The sequence below is a fragment of the Streptomyces sp. AC550_RSS872 genome, from assembly GCF_019049285.1.
In the GTDB taxonomy this organism is placed as follows: Bacteria; Actinomycetota; Actinomycetes; order Streptomycetales; family Streptomycetaceae; genus Streptomyces.
On record NZ_JAGMUL010000092.1, the window covers coordinates 204,725 to 219,510 of the forward strand.

Below are 14,786 nucleotides of genomic sequence, written 5' to 3' on the forward strand. Positions count from 1 at the left end.
CACGGCAACGACTGCGGCCACGTCGCCCTCCCCCACGGCGATCACACCGACTACGCCCACGACGGACACCTCCACCGAATCCATGAGGGCCACGTCGACGAGTGCGTCGCCGGCGGCCACGCCGTCCACGAGGGCCATGACCACCAGCACGGCGAGGGCTGCGGCCATGTGGCCGTACCGCACGGCGACCACACCGATTACGTTCACGACGGCCACCGCCACGCCGCCCATGAGGGACACTGGGACGATCACTGATCTCCCGCCCGAACATGAGGGCACGTCAGGCCCCCGCCACAATCGAATCGGAAATCATTGCCATATGCTAATGTCTGCATATGACGATGCCTCCCCCTCCCTCGGCGGACGAGCCGGCCCAGACCCTGAAGGCCGCCAGTGAGCTTCTGCGCGCCCTGGCGTCACCCGTGCGCCTGGGCATCGTGCGCGAACTGTCCGACGGCGGGAAGTACGTCCACGAGCTGGTGACCGCCCTGGGCGTGAGCCAGCCGCTGGTCTCCCAGCATCTGCGGGTGCTGCGCGGCTCCCGGATCGTCACCGCCCGACGCCAGGCACGCGAAACCCAGTACACCCTGACCGACGACCACGTGGCGCACATCGTGCTGGACGCCATCCACCACGCACAGGAGTAGCGCCGGCAGTCGTGGCACGAGTCCACTTCGATGGCCGCCCGACCCCAGTCGGGCGGCCATCGTCGCTCCCACACTCACGCCTCTCGGCAGCCGCTTGGGCGGAGAGACCCGAGAGGGCGGTATTGAAAACGAATTCCACTGGTGCCCAGTGTCGGGGTGCGCCGATGTGCACGGGGTGTCACCGGCTAGTTCTGCTCCTCCGTTGCCTCTCGTGCGCCGCTGCCCGTCCAACCCTGAACGCCGCCCGCCCCGCGCTGTCCAGCCGAGGAGGGAAGCCCGCGGCGTCAGGAAGCGCGGGCCAGTCCGGATAAACGTCTTCCGCATGGGCGGGCGAAGCAGCCCGGGCGCGCCTCCCGGGTGGCCAGGGGCAGCGGGCCCGCCTGGCCCGCAGCCCCCGTCACCCGTTTTCCAGCTGTCCACCGGCCGCCACGCCTCGCTCCCGGCGAGAGGATCGACGGTCGCCGGCACCCGGGCTTTGACAGTCCACGCGCCCACCTCCCCGACAGGCGGCGCACTGATACCGCCCGGCCGTCGCCCAGTTGCGGAGCCCTCGCAGCACCGGGGATGCACCGCACCAGCCGTACACCTCCTGTCCGGGCATCACGCGACGGCATGGCGGTGCCCCGCATCAGCACTATCTGATCTGCCGGGCTTGCGGCCACAGCCGCCCCGTGGACTCCGAGGTCATCGAGGAGTGGGCCGATCGCATCACCGCCGACACCGGGTTCGCCGCAGTCGAGCACACAAGACCAGCCTCGTCCGGGCCCTGCTGGGCCGGCAGCCGCTGTCCGCCGGAACGCTGACCGTCCTGGGCCGGCCTGCCCGCAGCGCCAGCCGGCACATCGGCTACATCCCGCATCAGGCGGCACTGTCCGGACACGCGATGCTACGCGCCCGTGACCTCGTGCGCTTCGGATGGGACGGGCACCGCTTCGGACCGTGCCCGCACAGGTTGGGGAGGTGACAAGCGTCACGGGGGTGTATCCAGGTTTCATGGGTGCTCGAGGACCGCACGGCAGTCATCGCCGATCACGGGAGTCGCATCAGGCTCTGCTTGCGGTACCACTCGGGCTCATCGTCATCGTCACGGTGGGCGACATCCTCGCTCCCCCCGAAGTGCATCTCGGTCCCTTCCTGGCCGCCGCTCCCGCCATCACCGCATCGTTCGCCGGCCCTCGCACCACCGGATGCGTCGGGGCGGTCGCGGTTCTGGCCCAGGCCGTGATCGCGATCGTGCGCACCAGTCTCACCGACCTCAACCACAGCTTCCAGCTCACCGCGCTTGTTCTGATCTCGGTGTTCGTCACGCTGTTCGCCCACCGGCGCGAGCGACACGAGAACGAGCTGATGCAGCTGCGCTCGGTGGCGGAGGCCGCACAGCAGGTCGTGCTACGACCGCTGCCACGCCGGATCGGGCCGCTGCGCATCGCCTCCGTCTACCTGGCCGCCGAAGCCGAGGCACAGATCGGCGGCGACCTGTTCGCCGCAGCGCGTGCCGGACAGGGGACCCGGTTCATCGTCGGGGATGTCCGGGGCAAGGGCATGGAGGCGATCGGGGACGCTGCTCTCCTTCTCGGCGCCTTCCGCTCCGCCGCCCACCGGCAGGCCGACCTCGCCGCGCTGGTCGCCTACCTGGAGGGAACCGTCTCCTCGGACCTGGACGACCCGGAAGCGGCCCTGTCGGGAGCCGGATCCCGCAGCGAAGCCTTCGTCACCGCCGCCGTCCTGGACATCCCCGACGACACACCGGTCCTTCATCTGATCAACTGCGGCCACCCACCGCCGCTACTGCTGCACAACGGCCAGGTCATCTCGCTCGAGGTGAGCGATCCGGCCCCGCCTCTGGGGCTCAGCGAGTTCGCCGCCTCACCCTTCGCCGCGAAAAGCTTCCCCTTCGAACCTGGCGACACCCTCTTGCTGTACACCGACGGCGTCATCGAGGCCCGCGACGGATCGGGGGCCTTTTACCCGCTGGCCCAGCGTATGAGCGTCGTTCCCGAGGGCGAGCCCGATGGGCTGTTGCGTCATCTACAGAAAGACCTCCTCGCTCATACGCCGGGAGGGCATCTGGGCGACGACGCTGCCATGGTGGCGATCGAGCGCGAGAGTGACGGCTTGACGTCGTCCTGAGCGCGAGCCACCTCGGTCACCACCGGCGCACTCGTCAGTCCCCGGCCGAGTCTTCCTCCGCCTTACGCGGACGTGACAGGACGGCGGCCATGAACGCGGTGACGACGAGGCCGACCGCTGCGATCATCGCCAGGGCGGTGAAGCCGCGGTCGTACGCCTGCCGGGCCGCGTGCAGCACAGCGTCCGCGGTGGGGGAAGGCACGTGTGCCACGAAACCCTCGGCTACGGCGAACGACTCCACGGCGGTGGATCGTTCGCCCGGTCCGAGGCCCGGTACCACGGGCAGGCCGGTGCGGTGGACGGCGGCCAGGACGGTTCCGAGGACGGCGACACCGAGGCCCGCGCCGAGTTCGAAGGACGTCTCCAGGATCCCGGCCACCTCTCCGGAGCGCTCGGGCTGTGCGGCGCTCATGATGGAGTCGCCACCCAGGGACATCACGATGCCGGGCGATGGCCGCCCTGGGTGTGAGCCGGCCGCTGGTCTCCCAGCCCCTGCGGGTGCTGCGCGGCTCCCGGATCGTCACCGCCCGACGCCAGGCACGCAACACCCAGTACAGCCTGACCGACGACCACGTGGCGCACATCGTGCTGGACGCCATCCGCCACGCACAGGAACAGCCACTGCGCGCATACGTCGGCACTGCCTCGACGGCCGTCCGTCCTTGGGCGGCCGTCGCTGCTTGCGGCCCGTCTTCTGGTCGGTCACCGGAAGCTGCGCGCCATCGGGTGGCCGGAGTTCAGGCGCGCCGTCCTCCAGCTGCGCCCGCTCGGCCACGGCCGGGTCGGTCGAATCCGAGACCAGCTCTGCGATGCGCAGGGTGCACTCCCACTCCGTCAGCCTGCCTTTGATCACCACCAGGTATGTCTCCTGGTCGGCGAAGCGGTACACGTGACGCCGTTTCTCGACGATCTTTCTGCTCGGTACATACGTGTGAAGGGCTGCACGAAGTGCCTTCAGCGCCTGGTCCTTCGTATCCAGCCCACGGCAGATGAACTCGGTCCTGTGTACGTCGCTGTAGTACTCCGCCATCACGACCCAGCTGCCCGTCGCGCTCCCCCTCGGCGCCGCGGCCAGTCAGTCGCAGCTCACTCCCCGAAGCAAGAGTGAAGCAGACCGGGGGTGGCCTCTATGCGAGAGCGGCGGATGGGGAGAGCGGCTGACCACCCCCACGTCGAGCACACCTTCGCCCGCTGATAACGGACACTGTCCGGCCCAACTCGCCGAAGCATTCCGGGGCCGGCGGGCTGGTCCCGCCCCCGCTTGGGCCAGGGGATGGCCGGTGCGGGGACTTGGCCCTCTCTCGGTTACTGCTGGCCGAGCCAGACGTAGAGAATCAGGCCGCCGAGAACGGTGCCCGTCGTCTGGACTGCGACGGCGGCCGCGAACTCAAGGAGTCGCTGCCTCTTGCTGGGCTTACAGTTGTGCATGAGATGTCCCCTCTCAACTGGTGAAGCTTGAGAGAGAGCCCGCGCCAAAGGTATCCGCCCGGCCTGTCGGTTGGAGGCCGATCACCGAAACCCGCAGGACGACTCTGATCACCGCCGATTGCGGCTGGTGACAGAGTTCTCAGCACCACTCGATCGGCCTCCACATCGAACCCGAGCACCGGGTGACTGTGATCGCCGCCCTCGGCGTCCATCAGCACCGGCTTGCCCAGCCGTTGGCCGATCACTGTGACAACGCCGCAGAACATGTCGAGCCGTTCCTGCCTGTGCAGCTCCCACAGGTCAACGTCGAAGTCGATTTCTTCCACCGAGTAGAAGCGGAAGATCGCCAGGACGTCGGAAGTCGGTCCGGACCCGCAACTCGGGGCACTCGGCATCAGCCGGACGGGACAGCACTGCCTCAGCCCGACGCACCAGCAGCACCGTCTCACCCTCGGAGTACTGCTTCCTCCAGTCGCTCGAGGCGACGAGGTCGAGGACCGACTGCCAGCAACGACCCCATCAAGTCGGGACCGAAGGACGGCTTCCGGTCAGGCGAGAGGGCGTAGAAGTCGCTGCCGTGGCGGTGTACTCGGGGCGCACCCGGGTCCTGTGCCGCGTTCCGGCGGGCCGGGCGCTCTGGTCGGGATCTTCGGGCAGTCCCGGCGTCAAGATCGATTGTCAGTGGCGGGTGAGAGCATCGAGGTACCGAGTCGGATCAGGGGGAGTTGTCATGTCCGGAAGCCAGAACTACATCAACCACGTTGCTCTTGTGCTGGACGCCAGTTCATCCATGTCGCACCTCAGCCGCAAGGTCGTGGAGGTCGCCGACCAGCAGATCACCTACCTGGCCCGCCGATCGCAGGAGCTGGATCAGGAGACCCGTGTCACGGTGTACGTCTTCGCGGACCAGGTCGAGTGCGTCATCTACGACAAGGACGTGCTGCGGATGCCGTCCCTGAAGCAGTTGTACCGGGCCGGCGGGATGACAGCACTGCTCGCGGCGACGCTCAAGTCACAGCGGGAACTGGCGCAGACGGCTCAACTGTACGGAGACCACAGCTTCCTGACGTTCGTACTCACGGACGGACAGGAAAACGCCAGCCATCGCTGCCCGGACGCACACCACAGGGACCCGCGCGCCCTGGTCGGGGCCGTCGCCGAGATGATCGAGAAGCAGGAGGACAACTGGACCCTGGCCGTTCTCGTGCCGGATCAGATGGGCAAGCGCGAAGCCATGCAGTGCGGGTTCCCCAAGGACAACATCGCCGTCTGGGACGCCACGAGCACTCAGGGACTGGAGGAGGCCGGGCAGGTCATCCAGCAGGCCACCGAGCAGTTCATGGTGGGCCGTTCCCGGGGTATCCGTGGATCGCGGGCGGTGTTCTCCACGGGTGCGCAGGCAGTCAACAAGGACACCATCAAGGCAGCCGGTCTGGTCCCGGTGGATCCGTCGGCGTACCAGCTGATCCCGGTGGCCCGTGATGCGGCGATCCGCGAGTGGGTCATCGAGTGCGGGCACACGTACCGCACCGGTGGTGCGTTCTACCAGCTGAGCAAGTCGGAGAAGATCCAGGCGCAGAAGCAGATCGCGGTGCTGGAGAAGAAGACGGACCGCGTGTACACGGGGCCGCAGGCACGGGCGCTGCTGGGCCTGCCGGGTACGGAAATCCGCGTCAAGCCGGATCACAACGCCGAGTTCACGATCTTTGTGCAGAGCACCAGCGTGAACCGAAAGCTCGTGCCCAACACCCGACTGCTCCTCATGCTCTGACACCTCAAACCCCGGCAGGTGGGACGCGCGAGGGCGTCTTCGGCGGCTGCCTGCCGGTCACCACCGTGGGCAACGCCGGGCACGTTGCCCACGGTGGTGACCGGTTCGACGGGCGTCGGCGTCGGGCGGAGTCGGTGAGTGCGGGCGGGGTGGCAACGCGTGCGCCGGCCCGGAACTCCTCATCCGATCGAGAAGGTGGCACCGGGCGCGGCATAGTCGACGGGACCGTCGAACCGGGCCGAGGCGCGTGCCACCGCCTGTTGCGGGGTGAGGAATCGTCCGACGTGGGTGACGATCAACCGGCCCACCCGGGCCCCGCCGGCCGTCTCCCCGGTGTCTTCGGGCGTGTGATGCACCTGTTCACCCTCGGCAGGCGCTTGGGCGCTCTCGGCCTCGCACAGCAGCACATCGCATCCCTCGGCGAGCCGCGTGAGGTTCGGGCACGGCGCTGTGTCCCCGGAGTAGACCAGCGACCGGCCCTCGGCCTCGATGCGCACGGCGAAGGCCGGGATGCCGTGCGCCACTGCCCGGCTGGTCAGAGTGAGTGCACCGACCCGTGCCTGATGCCCGTCGGCCAGCTCATGGACGGCGAAGGCGGACTCGACGGGACTGCGCGTCGGGCTGTTGGTGAGGAAATGGGCCAGCCGGTCAGCGAGGCCCGGCGGCCCGTACAGGGGGATGGGGGCGGCGAGTTGTATGTCCGCGTAGAGCGCCGCGTAGTAGGCGGTGAGCAGGTCCGCGCTGTGGTCGGCGTGCAGGTGGGAAATCCAGATCGCGTCCACCTCGTCGAGGCGGACATGCCGCTGCAACTGGGCCAGTGTCCCGCTGCCCGCATCCATCCAGACCCGAGTGCCGCCGCTGGAGACCAGGTAGCCGGAGCACGGGTTGTCCACGCTCGCATAGGGCGTCGCACTCCCCAGGACGGTGAGGCGGAGAAGATCGCTGGCCATGGGGTGAGTGTATTGAACGCTTGTCCACAAGCGGTGAGGTTCTCCTGGGACTGCCACCGCGCGATCCGAAGCCGGCATCCGACTGGAGACGAGTCGTATCGTCTTGCTATGGTGGCGGCATGCGTTTCTTCTACTTTCTCTGAGTCCGGGCACGGCCGACGCCGCCGTTTCTGCTGCCCGTAGACCCTTCGCATCCCCAGGGAAAGTCACATGCGCGAACGCGCCCATACCGCTGTGCCCGCTGCCGTGGCGCAGCTGTCCGTCAAGGACGTCACCAAGTCTTACGGCACTCGGACCGTCCTCGACCAGGTCTCCTTCACCGTCCGACCGGGCGAGAAGGCCGCCGTCATCGGCGAGAACGGCTCCGGCAAGTCCACCCTGCTGCGGCTGCTGGCCGCGGCCGAGACGCCGGACGCCGGCGACGTCACCGTCAGCTTCCCCGGCGGCATCGGCCATCTCGCCCAGACCCTCGGCCTCGACCCGGTCTGCACCGTGCGGGACGCGATCGATCTCGCCCTGACCGAACTGCGCGACATGGAGCACCGGCTGCGCAGCGCGGAGGAGCGCCTCGGCGAGGCGTCGGAGGACGAACTCGCCGCGTACGGTGAGCTGTTGACCGCGTACGAGGAACGCGGCGGGTATGAGGCGGACGTCCGTGTCGACGCCGCGCTGCACGGCCTCGGGCTCGCCGGGATCACCCGCGATCGGGTGCTCGGCTCGCTCTCCGGCGGCGAGCAGTCACGGCTGGCCCTCGCCTGTGTGCTGGCAGCCGCCCCCGAGCTGCTGCTCCTGGACGAGCCGACGAACCACCTCGACGCGACGGCGGTGCGCTGGCTGGAGGAGCGGCTGCGCGCGCATCGCGGCACCGTCGTGGCGGTCACCCACGATCGTGGCTTCCTGGAGAACATCGCCACCACGATCTTGGAGGTGGACCGGGACGCCCGCACGGTCCACCGGTACGGCGACGGCTGGGCCGGCTACCGCGCCGCGAAGGCCGCATCCCGGCGGCGGGCGGAGCAGGAGTACGCGGACTGGCTGGAGGAGGTGGCCCGTACCGAGGAACTGGTCGAGGCCGCCGGGAAGCGGCTCGCCACCACCGGCAAGGATCCGCGGCAGGGCTTCGGCAAGCACCGCCGTTCGCACGAGGCGAAGCTCGGCGGACAGGTGCGGGCGGCCCGGGAACGGCTGGCCCATCTGCGGCGCAATCCGGTGGCGGCGCCGCCGCAGCCGCTGCGGTTCACAGCGGCGCTGACGGCGGCGGACGGCGACCGTCCCGTCGAGGTCCCGCTCGCCGAACTCGACGGCGTGGCGGTCGGCGAACGGCTGTGTCTGGACGGCCTGTTGACGATCACTCCCGGGCAGCGGCTGCTGGTCACGGGTGAGAACGGGGCGGGCAAGACGACCCTGCTGCGTGTCCTGGCGGGCGACCTGGAGCCCGACGCGGGCACGGCTCGCCGCCCCGCCCGGATCGGCTACCTGGCGCAGGAACTGCCCGCCCGCTCCACGCGGCTCCCGCTGCTGTCCGCCTTCGCCGCCGGGCGCCCTGGGGTGCCGCAGGAGTACGCCGAACAGCTCCTGACGCTGGGGCTGTTCCGTGCGGAGGATCTGCGTGTGCCGGTGGCCGCGCTGTCCGCCGGGCAGCAGCGCCGGCTACAGATCGCGGTCCTGGTGACCCGGCCCGTGGACCTCCTCGTCCTCGACGAGCCGACGAACCACATCGCGCTCGACCTGGTCGAGGACCTGGAATCCGCGCTCTCGGCCTACCCGGGAGCGGTGGTCGCGGTCTCCCACGACCGCGGCTTCCGCGAGCGGTTCCCCGGGGAGCGGCTGGAACTGCGCGAGGGCCGCAGGTGCTGAGCCCCCGCCTCCAGGACGGTACTGCCTGCTTTGTCACGTACGTATCTAGACCTGTGCGGTTCGCCGGTTCACGGTGGTCCTTCCTGTCCGTCCTATCCGCCTGGAGGGGATCCCGCAGTGAGACGTAGGCGATTTGTGGCAGGGGCGATCGGTACGTTCTCGGGGCTCGCACTCGGCCCGGCCACGGCACGGGCCGACGTGCCGACGCCCCGTACGCAAGGCTGGCAGGCCGTGCCGGCACCGGGCAGCACTCCGGCCGCGCAACTGCGCCGTATCGCCGCCGCCGGGCCTGGGCTGGCCTGGGCGGTGGGCGAGGAAGGCCGGGCCGGGCCGTCGCAGGGACGCGCGCTGGCCATGCTCTGGAACGGCGGCGCCTGGACGAGGACCGACCTGACGCACCTGGGTCACACGCGGTTGCTCGATGTCGCCGGTACCTGCTCCGCGGCCGCGTGGAGTGTGGGCCAGCCCGTCGGGACCGGCAGCGCGCTGCTGCGCTGGGACGGAAGCACCTGGCAGGAGGCGGCGTTCCCGGGCGCGGGTGAGACGGGCCTCCGGATGAACGCGGTGGCGGTGGACTCCGACCGGCAGGTCTGGATCTGCGGGAGCCGAGGCGGCGCCGCCGGTGTGCTGTACGGCGACGGGGGCGGGGAGGTGTGGCGCTGGCTGGAACCGCTGCCCGTCACGAGCGCGAACCTGTACCGGGTCGTGGTGCGCTCGCCCGGCGAGGTCTGGGTGGGCGGCGACCAGTCGAACGGCGGAGGCTGGTCCGGACTGGTGGCCCGCTGGGACGGTGCGTGGACGGTGCTGCCCCCGGTCGCGGGCCTGCGTCTGGGCATCGCCGATCTGCACGCGGCCGGGCCGGACGACGTCTGGGCGGTCGGCACCGAGGCAGGCATCGGCGGGCCGCCCGGCCGACCGGGCAACCCCGCCCTGTGTCACTGGGACGGCACGGCCTGGACGCGGGTGGAAGCGGGCTTCACCGTCGGGTCGTTGAGCGGCATCGCGGGCGACACGCAGGGCCGGGCCGCATGGATATCGGGCTGGAACTACCAGGATCAGAGCCGTAGTACGTATCTGCGGCGCGACGGCGACGCCTGGACCGTCGTTCGAGGGCCGGCCGGTCCAGCGCCGGCGCCGTACCTGAACGACGTGACGTCCGTTCCCGGCACCGGAGGGTTCTGGTCGGTGGGCATGACGAGTCCCACCCCGGCTCCGCCGACCGAGGCCTACACGGAGCGGCTGGAAGCCTGACGCGATCGGTGCGCGTCAGCGGGATCGGCGATTCGCCGGGTCAGTGGCGGTGCCGTCAGTGCCGGCCCTGGAGGAATGCGATGAGAACGGCCGTGAGTTCCGCGGCGGCGTCCTCCTGGACGAGGTGGCCCGCGTGGGCGATCGGCTCCCACCGCGCGCCGGGGATCAGTGCGGCGAGCTGTCGTCCCTTCTCGGGGGGAATCCAGGTGTCGTTGTGGCCCCAGCAGATCAGCGTCGGGACGGTGATCTCGGCGTACCGGTGCTGGACCTCGTCGGTGTAACGCTGGTCGGCCTGGGCGATCTGCCGGTAGAAGGCCGCCTGGCCGGGGGTGCCGAGCCAGGGCTGGACGAGCCGGTCGAGGACCGCGGGGTGCAGGCCCGGGCCGCTGGCGGAGCCGACGTACTCACGGACGAGGGCCTGGTGCAGTGGGGGCGGCAACTGCTCGAAGACCTCGGCGTGCTCACGGACGAGCCGGAAGAACGGGGACCCCCACGGGGCAAGCGCCACCGGGTCGACCAGGGCGAGGGCCCGGTAGCGGACACCGTGCAGCAGATACGCCCGCAGGGCGACGGCGCCGCCGAAGTCGTGGGCGGCGACCAGCGGCTCCTTCAGCGCCCAGTGGGCCAGGAGTTCGGTGAAGACGCGGCCCTGGGCGGCCAGGGAGACGTCCTGGTCCGCGGACTTCTCCGACTGGCCGTAGCCGGGCATGTCCCAGACGAACACCTGGTGGTCACGGGCGAGCGAACGGGCGATGGCGCGCCAGACGTAGGAGGAGAACGGCGTTCCGTGCAGCAGGACGACCGGCGGCCGGTCGGGGTGCCCCAGCCGGTCCCAGCGCACCTGACCGGAGGTGCTGGAGAACGTCCTGGTCAGCTGCCATTCGCTCATGCGTGCCCCTGCGCTTTCCGTCCCTGCTGTCTGTCGGGTCCCTGCCTGCCCCGTCCGTCGAGTCCCTGCCGTCCGTCGAGGAACAACGTGGTCACCCGCTCGGCGAGATCGTCTTCCGTCATCGTGATCTCGACCTGGACGGCGGGCAGTTGGAGACGGCGGGTCTCCGTCCGGAGGCGACTGGTGAACATCTGATCACGTTCGGCGAGATTGCGGGCGGCCTTGGCCGGATCGCTGGTCTTCCCTACGAACCCCTCTTCCGGTGCGGCCCGGCTCCGGAAGGCGGCCTGGCGGAACTCGGGGGTGGGCAGAAGCCAGACGGCGTGCTCGGGAGCGGCGAGCAGCGGTTTCACGAGATGCGGCAGCAACCGGAAGCCCTCGACGACGACACACGGCTCCTGCGGCAGCCGGAGGAGGTCTTCGACGATCAGGCCGAAGCCTTCGCCGCGATACCAGTGGAACGTGTCGAGCATGGTCTCCGGGGATCGGTTCACCCATCGTTCGTCCATGTCCATGGCCATGAACCGGTGCAGGAAGGGCGCCTCCTGGGGCGTGGTCCGTCGAGCGTGCTCCCCCATCACGTCGTCGGTGGCGTAGAGACGCCAGCCGTTGCGGTCCGCGAGGCGACGGGCGATCGTCGACTTGCCGCCTCCGCTGCCGCCGCCGATCCAGTAGACGTGCCGCAGCCGTGCGGGCAGCGCTGCGACGTCGGTCATCTCTTCGTCCTGCCCGGGCTGCATCCCTCTCCCCTCCGATACGGCGGTCGATGCGATGAAGCCAGTCTGGCGGCGCGTCAGCCGCTGGACGCCGCCGACACCTCGGCGCACAGGTACGGCCGAGCGAGCAGCAGGCCGGTGCCGGTCAGGGCGATGCCGAAGTAGACCGGCGCGAGGTGGAGGAAGTCGGTGTAGTGGATCGCGCCGTGCACCACGACGGCCGGGAGGAAGCCCGCGGCGGCCGCTGCGGTCAGGGTCCAGAACACCCAGCTCTCACCGCGTCGCCAGCCCCACGCGCTGAGCAGCGTGATCGCGACGGCGGCGGACATCAGCGCGCCGCCGAAGCCCGCGCGGTCGTGGGCGACGAAGGGCACCAGCCGGGGATTCACGGCTTCCAGCATGGGCGTGCTGGTGCCCAGGAAGGTCAGGTCGCTCGGCACGAAGACCCCGGTCAGACCGACCACCGAGATCACCGCACCGCCGGCGAACAGCCCCGCTCCGGTGACGATCAGCAGCAGCTGACCGACCAGCGCCCGCCGCCGTTCCGGCTCCGGCCCTTCGGGCGCGAGGCGCCACCGCGGCGCGTGCGGGGTCCGCCGGACGGCGGCCAGGTACATCGGGAACAGCACGACGGCGGTGGCCGTGTGCAGGGGTTCCACGAAGCCGGTGGCCAGGAAGTAGAACAAGGTGGGGAAGCCGATCGCCCCCGAGATCAGGTACACCTCGCGGGCCCAGGGCCAGCCGCGTCTGATCCCGCCCACGGCGAGGCCGGTGTAGAGGGCGCCGATCGCCACCATCGTGCCGGCCATGGTGATCCGGTCGTGCTGGAGGAAGTGCACGAGGTGGTGGTTGGCGTCATGCAACTCGTGCAGGGTCATGCCGAGGTAGTCGCGGTCGTACCAGAGCAGTACCGGTCCGAGGGTGATCACCGCGGCTCCGAGTCCGGCGCCCGTCATGCCGAGCCCGACGAGCAGCGCCCACCACCAGGCGGGCCAGCGGCGGGGATCGCGGCCGAGGTCCCGGAGCCGTGGAGCGGGCGCCGTGGGTGTGGCGGCTTCCGTGACGCGTGCGAACCAGCCGGGTCCGGCCTCGACGAGCACCTCGGGGCGGGCGAGGACGACGGTGTCCGGATCGGCGAGCGCGGCCGCCGCGGCGGTGACCGACGGGTCGGACACGCGGACCACGTGCGGATCGTCGTCTCCGGTGAACCCGTCGACGTGCGCCTTGAGGGCGGCCTGGGTCTCCGGGTCGCGGGCACGGACGACCACCGGGATCGAACGCCCGGCGGCGGCCTCCCGTACGGTCTCCACGTCAGCGGCCGACACGGGCGACACCTCGACGACACCGGCCCCGAGCGGGGGCATGGCGCGGACCGTTTCGCGGGCGAGCGCGGGCGGCACCGATATGCCCAGCCGGACGGTCACGGGCACGCCGGCCGTCTCGCCGGCGAGTCGCTTCGGTGGATGGCGGTGGCCGAAGCCCCGGGCGATCAGTCGTGCGCCGGCGGGACGGGAGCCGATCGAGGCCAGCAGCCGCAGTGCGGTGCGCTGCGAGCGGCGCTCGCCGAGGACCGCGGCGGCCGCGCCGCGCAGCGGGTGATACGTCCAGTCCGGCATCAGTGGCTCTCGCTCTGTGTCGTGGTCGCCGGGTCAGCGGGCGGGGTCCAGCCGAGGACCGGCGTCATGGAGCGCAGCGTCGCCCGCGTCGGCGTCAGCCGGGCTGCCGTGTCGCGCAGCAGCACGGCGGGCGGCCACGACAGCTGGCCGACCGTGCCGAGGCGGGCGGAGCGGCGCGCGATGGCCTGGGTGCGAGGGCGGCGCCGCATGTCGTACGAGGTGAGCGCCGCGGTGATGTCCGGGGTGCCGTCGAGACAGTGGGCGAGGGTGACCGCGTCCTCCAGCGCCTGGCACGCGCCCTGGCCCAGGTTGGGGGTCATGGCGTGGGCCGCGTCGCCCAGCAGCGCGACGCGGCCGCGGGCGAAGGAGGGCAGCGGCGGCAGGTCGTACAGGTCGTGCCGGAGCACCGTGTCCGCGGGGACGGCGGCCAGCAGGGCGGGGATGGGATCCGGCCAGGACCGGAAACGGCGCAGCAGTTCGGCGTACTCGGACGTGCCGGAGGCGGCTCCCGGCGGCAGGGAGGCGGTGGCGAAGCAGTACATACGCCCGCCCGGCAGCGCCGTGTACCCGAATCTCTCGCCACGGCCCCAGGTCGCGGCGCCTTCGGCGGGCGGGTCGGCGAGGGGCTCGGTGACCATGCGCCACGCGGTGTATCCGGCGTACCGGGGACCTGCCGCGGTGGGCCACAGAGCGCTGCGGACCCCGCTGCGCAGGCCGTCGGCGCCGATCACCAGGTCGGCCCGGGACACGCCCCCGCGGTGTTCGACGATCAGTCCATCGGCCTCGTCGCGGACCGCCGACGCCTCGCTGCCCGGCCGCAGGCTGTCGGCGGGCAGCGCCTCGGCGAGCGCCCGCAACAGGTCGGCGCGGTGCAGGACGACCAGGGGATGGCCGAAGCGGCGCGTCAGTTCCGCGTTGTCCGTGCGGGACAGCCAGCGGCCGTGCCGGTCGCGTACCCCGCCGGTGGCCTCGACGGCGCCGAGTGCCCGGACGGTGCCGGCCATGCCGAGCGCCTCCAGGGCGCGCAGCGCGTTCGGCCACAGGGAGATACCGGCGCCGATCTCGGTGAACGCCGGGGCTCGTTCCAGCACCTCGACGCGCCAGCCCCGGCGGTGCAGGGCGATGGCCGCCGCGAGGCCGCCGATCCCGCCGCCGACGATGGTCGCGGCACGCTGCGGCATGGGTCCTCGCTCTGGGCTCTGGGCGCCGCCCTCGGTCGGGCGGCCGTCGATCCGGTGCCCGAGCGGCGTGCGATGCGACGCAGGGCTGCTGAGCAGCGCTTATAGCAGCATGTCGACAGATGCCTGTCAACGTGCGGCAGCACACGCGACCGCGCTCCGCAGGCAGCGACCAGGGTTCCGAGGGACGGGAGGGGTGGGCCCGTGCGCCGTCCCGACGGACCCTGCGCCCTGGGCCCGGCCCTCCCTCCCGCGTCAGGCCTCGGCGGGGCGGCGTTCGCGCCACCAGGAAGCCGCCCAGGCGGCGCCGGGTACGCGCCACCGGAGCTCGGGTTGCCCGGCACAACGAAGAG

At 71.0% G+C, this 14,786-nt stretch carries 13 protein-coding genes and 2 pseudogenes; 7 read left to right on the plus strand and 8 right to left on the minus strand.

Going from position 1 to position 14,786, the window contains the following annotated elements; all coding sequences use genetic code 11:
- The 4 genes and pseudogenes from KUM44_RS45930 to KUM44_RS30590 all read left to right on the plus strand — a co-directional run.
- Window positions 1-255 (plus strand): hypothetical protein (locus KUM44_RS45930; RefSeq protein WP_254390320.1); only part of this gene is annotated, 255 nt, incomplete at its 5' end.
- 80 nt (window positions 256-335) lie between these two features.
- Entirely contained in the window at window positions 336-647 is a 312-nt protein-coding gene (locus KUM44_RS30585) for a helix-turn-helix transcriptional regulator (RefSeq protein WP_217212993.1), read from the plus strand.
- A 739-nt stretch (window positions 648-1,386) separates the two neighbouring features.
- A pseudogene (locus KUM44_RS45940) lies at window positions 1,387-1,587 on the plus strand (ABC transporter ATP-binding protein); the annotation flags it as partial.
- A gap of 53 nt (window positions 1,588-1,640) precedes the next feature.
- Complete coding sequence (locus KUM44_RS30590; RefSeq protein ID WP_217212994.1) at window positions 1,641-2,777, plus strand: PP2C family protein-serine/threonine phosphatase; 1,137 nt, start codon at window positions 1,641-1,643, stop codon at window positions 2,775-2,777.
- Window positions 2,778-2,811: 34 nt separating this feature from the next.
- On the opposite strand, the gene KUM44_RS30595 is transcribed toward KUM44_RS30590, so the two are convergent.
- From KUM44_RS30595 to KUM44_RS45945, 3 genes and pseudogenes are all read right to left on the minus strand, one after another.
- Window positions 2,812-3,189, minus strand: coding sequence for a hypothetical protein (locus KUM44_RS30595; protein WP_217212995.1), 378 nt, complete (start codon window positions 3,187-3,189; stop codon window positions 2,812-2,814).
- Window positions 3,190-4,082: 893 nt separating this feature from the next.
- On the minus strand, window positions 4,083-4,205 hold the full coding sequence (locus KUM44_RS46940; RefSeq protein ID WP_302186076.1) for a hypothetical protein: 123 nt from the start codon (window positions 4,203-4,205) through the stop codon (window positions 4,083-4,085).
- A 140-nt stretch (window positions 4,206-4,345) separates the two neighbouring features.
- Window positions 4,346-4,712: pseudogene (locus KUM44_RS45945) on the minus strand (hypothetical protein); the annotation flags it as partial.
- A gap of 223 nt (window positions 4,713-4,935) precedes the next feature.
- Between KUM44_RS45945 and KUM44_RS30600 the strand changes: the two are divergent.
- Entirely contained in the window at window positions 4,936-5,976 is a 1,041-nt protein-coding gene (locus KUM44_RS30600) for a vWA domain-containing protein (protein ID WP_217212996.1), read from the plus strand.
- Between the two features lie 179 nt (window positions 5,977-6,155).
- Here the strand turns inward: KUM44_RS30600 and KUM44_RS30605 are convergent, their stop codons facing one another.
- Entirely contained in the window at window positions 6,156-6,926 is a 771-nt protein-coding gene (locus tag KUM44_RS30605) for an MBL fold metallo-hydrolase (RefSeq protein WP_217212997.1), read from the minus strand.
- 210 nt (window positions 6,927-7,136) lie between these two features.
- Between KUM44_RS30605 and abc-f the strand changes: the two genes are divergently transcribed.
- Together abc-f and KUM44_RS30615 are read left to right on the plus strand one after the other, a co-directional pair.
- Window positions 7,137-8,783 (plus strand): ribosomal protection-like ABC-F family protein, encoded by a 1,647-nt coding sequence (gene abc-f / locus KUM44_RS30610; RefSeq protein WP_217212998.1) that lies wholly within the window; start codon window positions 7,137-7,139, stop codon window positions 8,781-8,783.
- 117 nt (window positions 8,784-8,900) lie between these two features.
- Entirely contained in the window at window positions 8,901-10,034 is a 1,134-nt protein-coding gene (locus KUM44_RS30615) for a hypothetical protein (RefSeq protein ID WP_308402771.1), read from the plus strand.
- Between the two features lie 55 nt (window positions 10,035-10,089).
- On the opposite strand, the gene KUM44_RS30620 is transcribed toward KUM44_RS30615, so the two are convergent.
- The 4 genes from KUM44_RS30620 to KUM44_RS30635 all read right to left on the minus strand — a co-directional run bounded on the left by KUM44_RS30620 (window position 10,090) and on the right by KUM44_RS30635 (window position 14,436).
- Complete coding sequence (locus KUM44_RS30620; protein WP_217212999.1) at window positions 10,090-10,923, minus strand: alpha/beta fold hydrolase; 834 nt, start codon at window positions 10,921-10,923, stop codon at window positions 10,090-10,092.
- Window positions 10,920-11,639, minus strand: a complete 720-nt coding sequence (locus KUM44_RS30625; protein WP_254390321.1) for a hypothetical protein — start codon at window positions 11,637-11,639, stop codon at window positions 10,920-10,922. The genes KUM44_RS30620 and KUM44_RS30625 overlap by 4 nt, the downstream gene beginning before the upstream one ends.
- Before the next feature lie 77 nt (window positions 11,640-11,716).
- A complete protein-coding gene (locus KUM44_RS30630; RefSeq protein WP_217213000.1) occupies window positions 11,717-13,255 on the minus strand; it encodes a hypothetical protein in 1,539 nt (512 codons plus the stop codon).
- Entirely contained in the window at window positions 13,255-14,436 is a 1,182-nt protein-coding gene (locus KUM44_RS30635; protein ID WP_217213001.1) for an FAD-dependent monooxygenase, read from the minus strand. The genes KUM44_RS30630 and KUM44_RS30635 overlap by 1 nt, the downstream gene beginning before the upstream one ends.
- Window positions 14,437-14,786 lie beyond the last annotated feature (350 nt).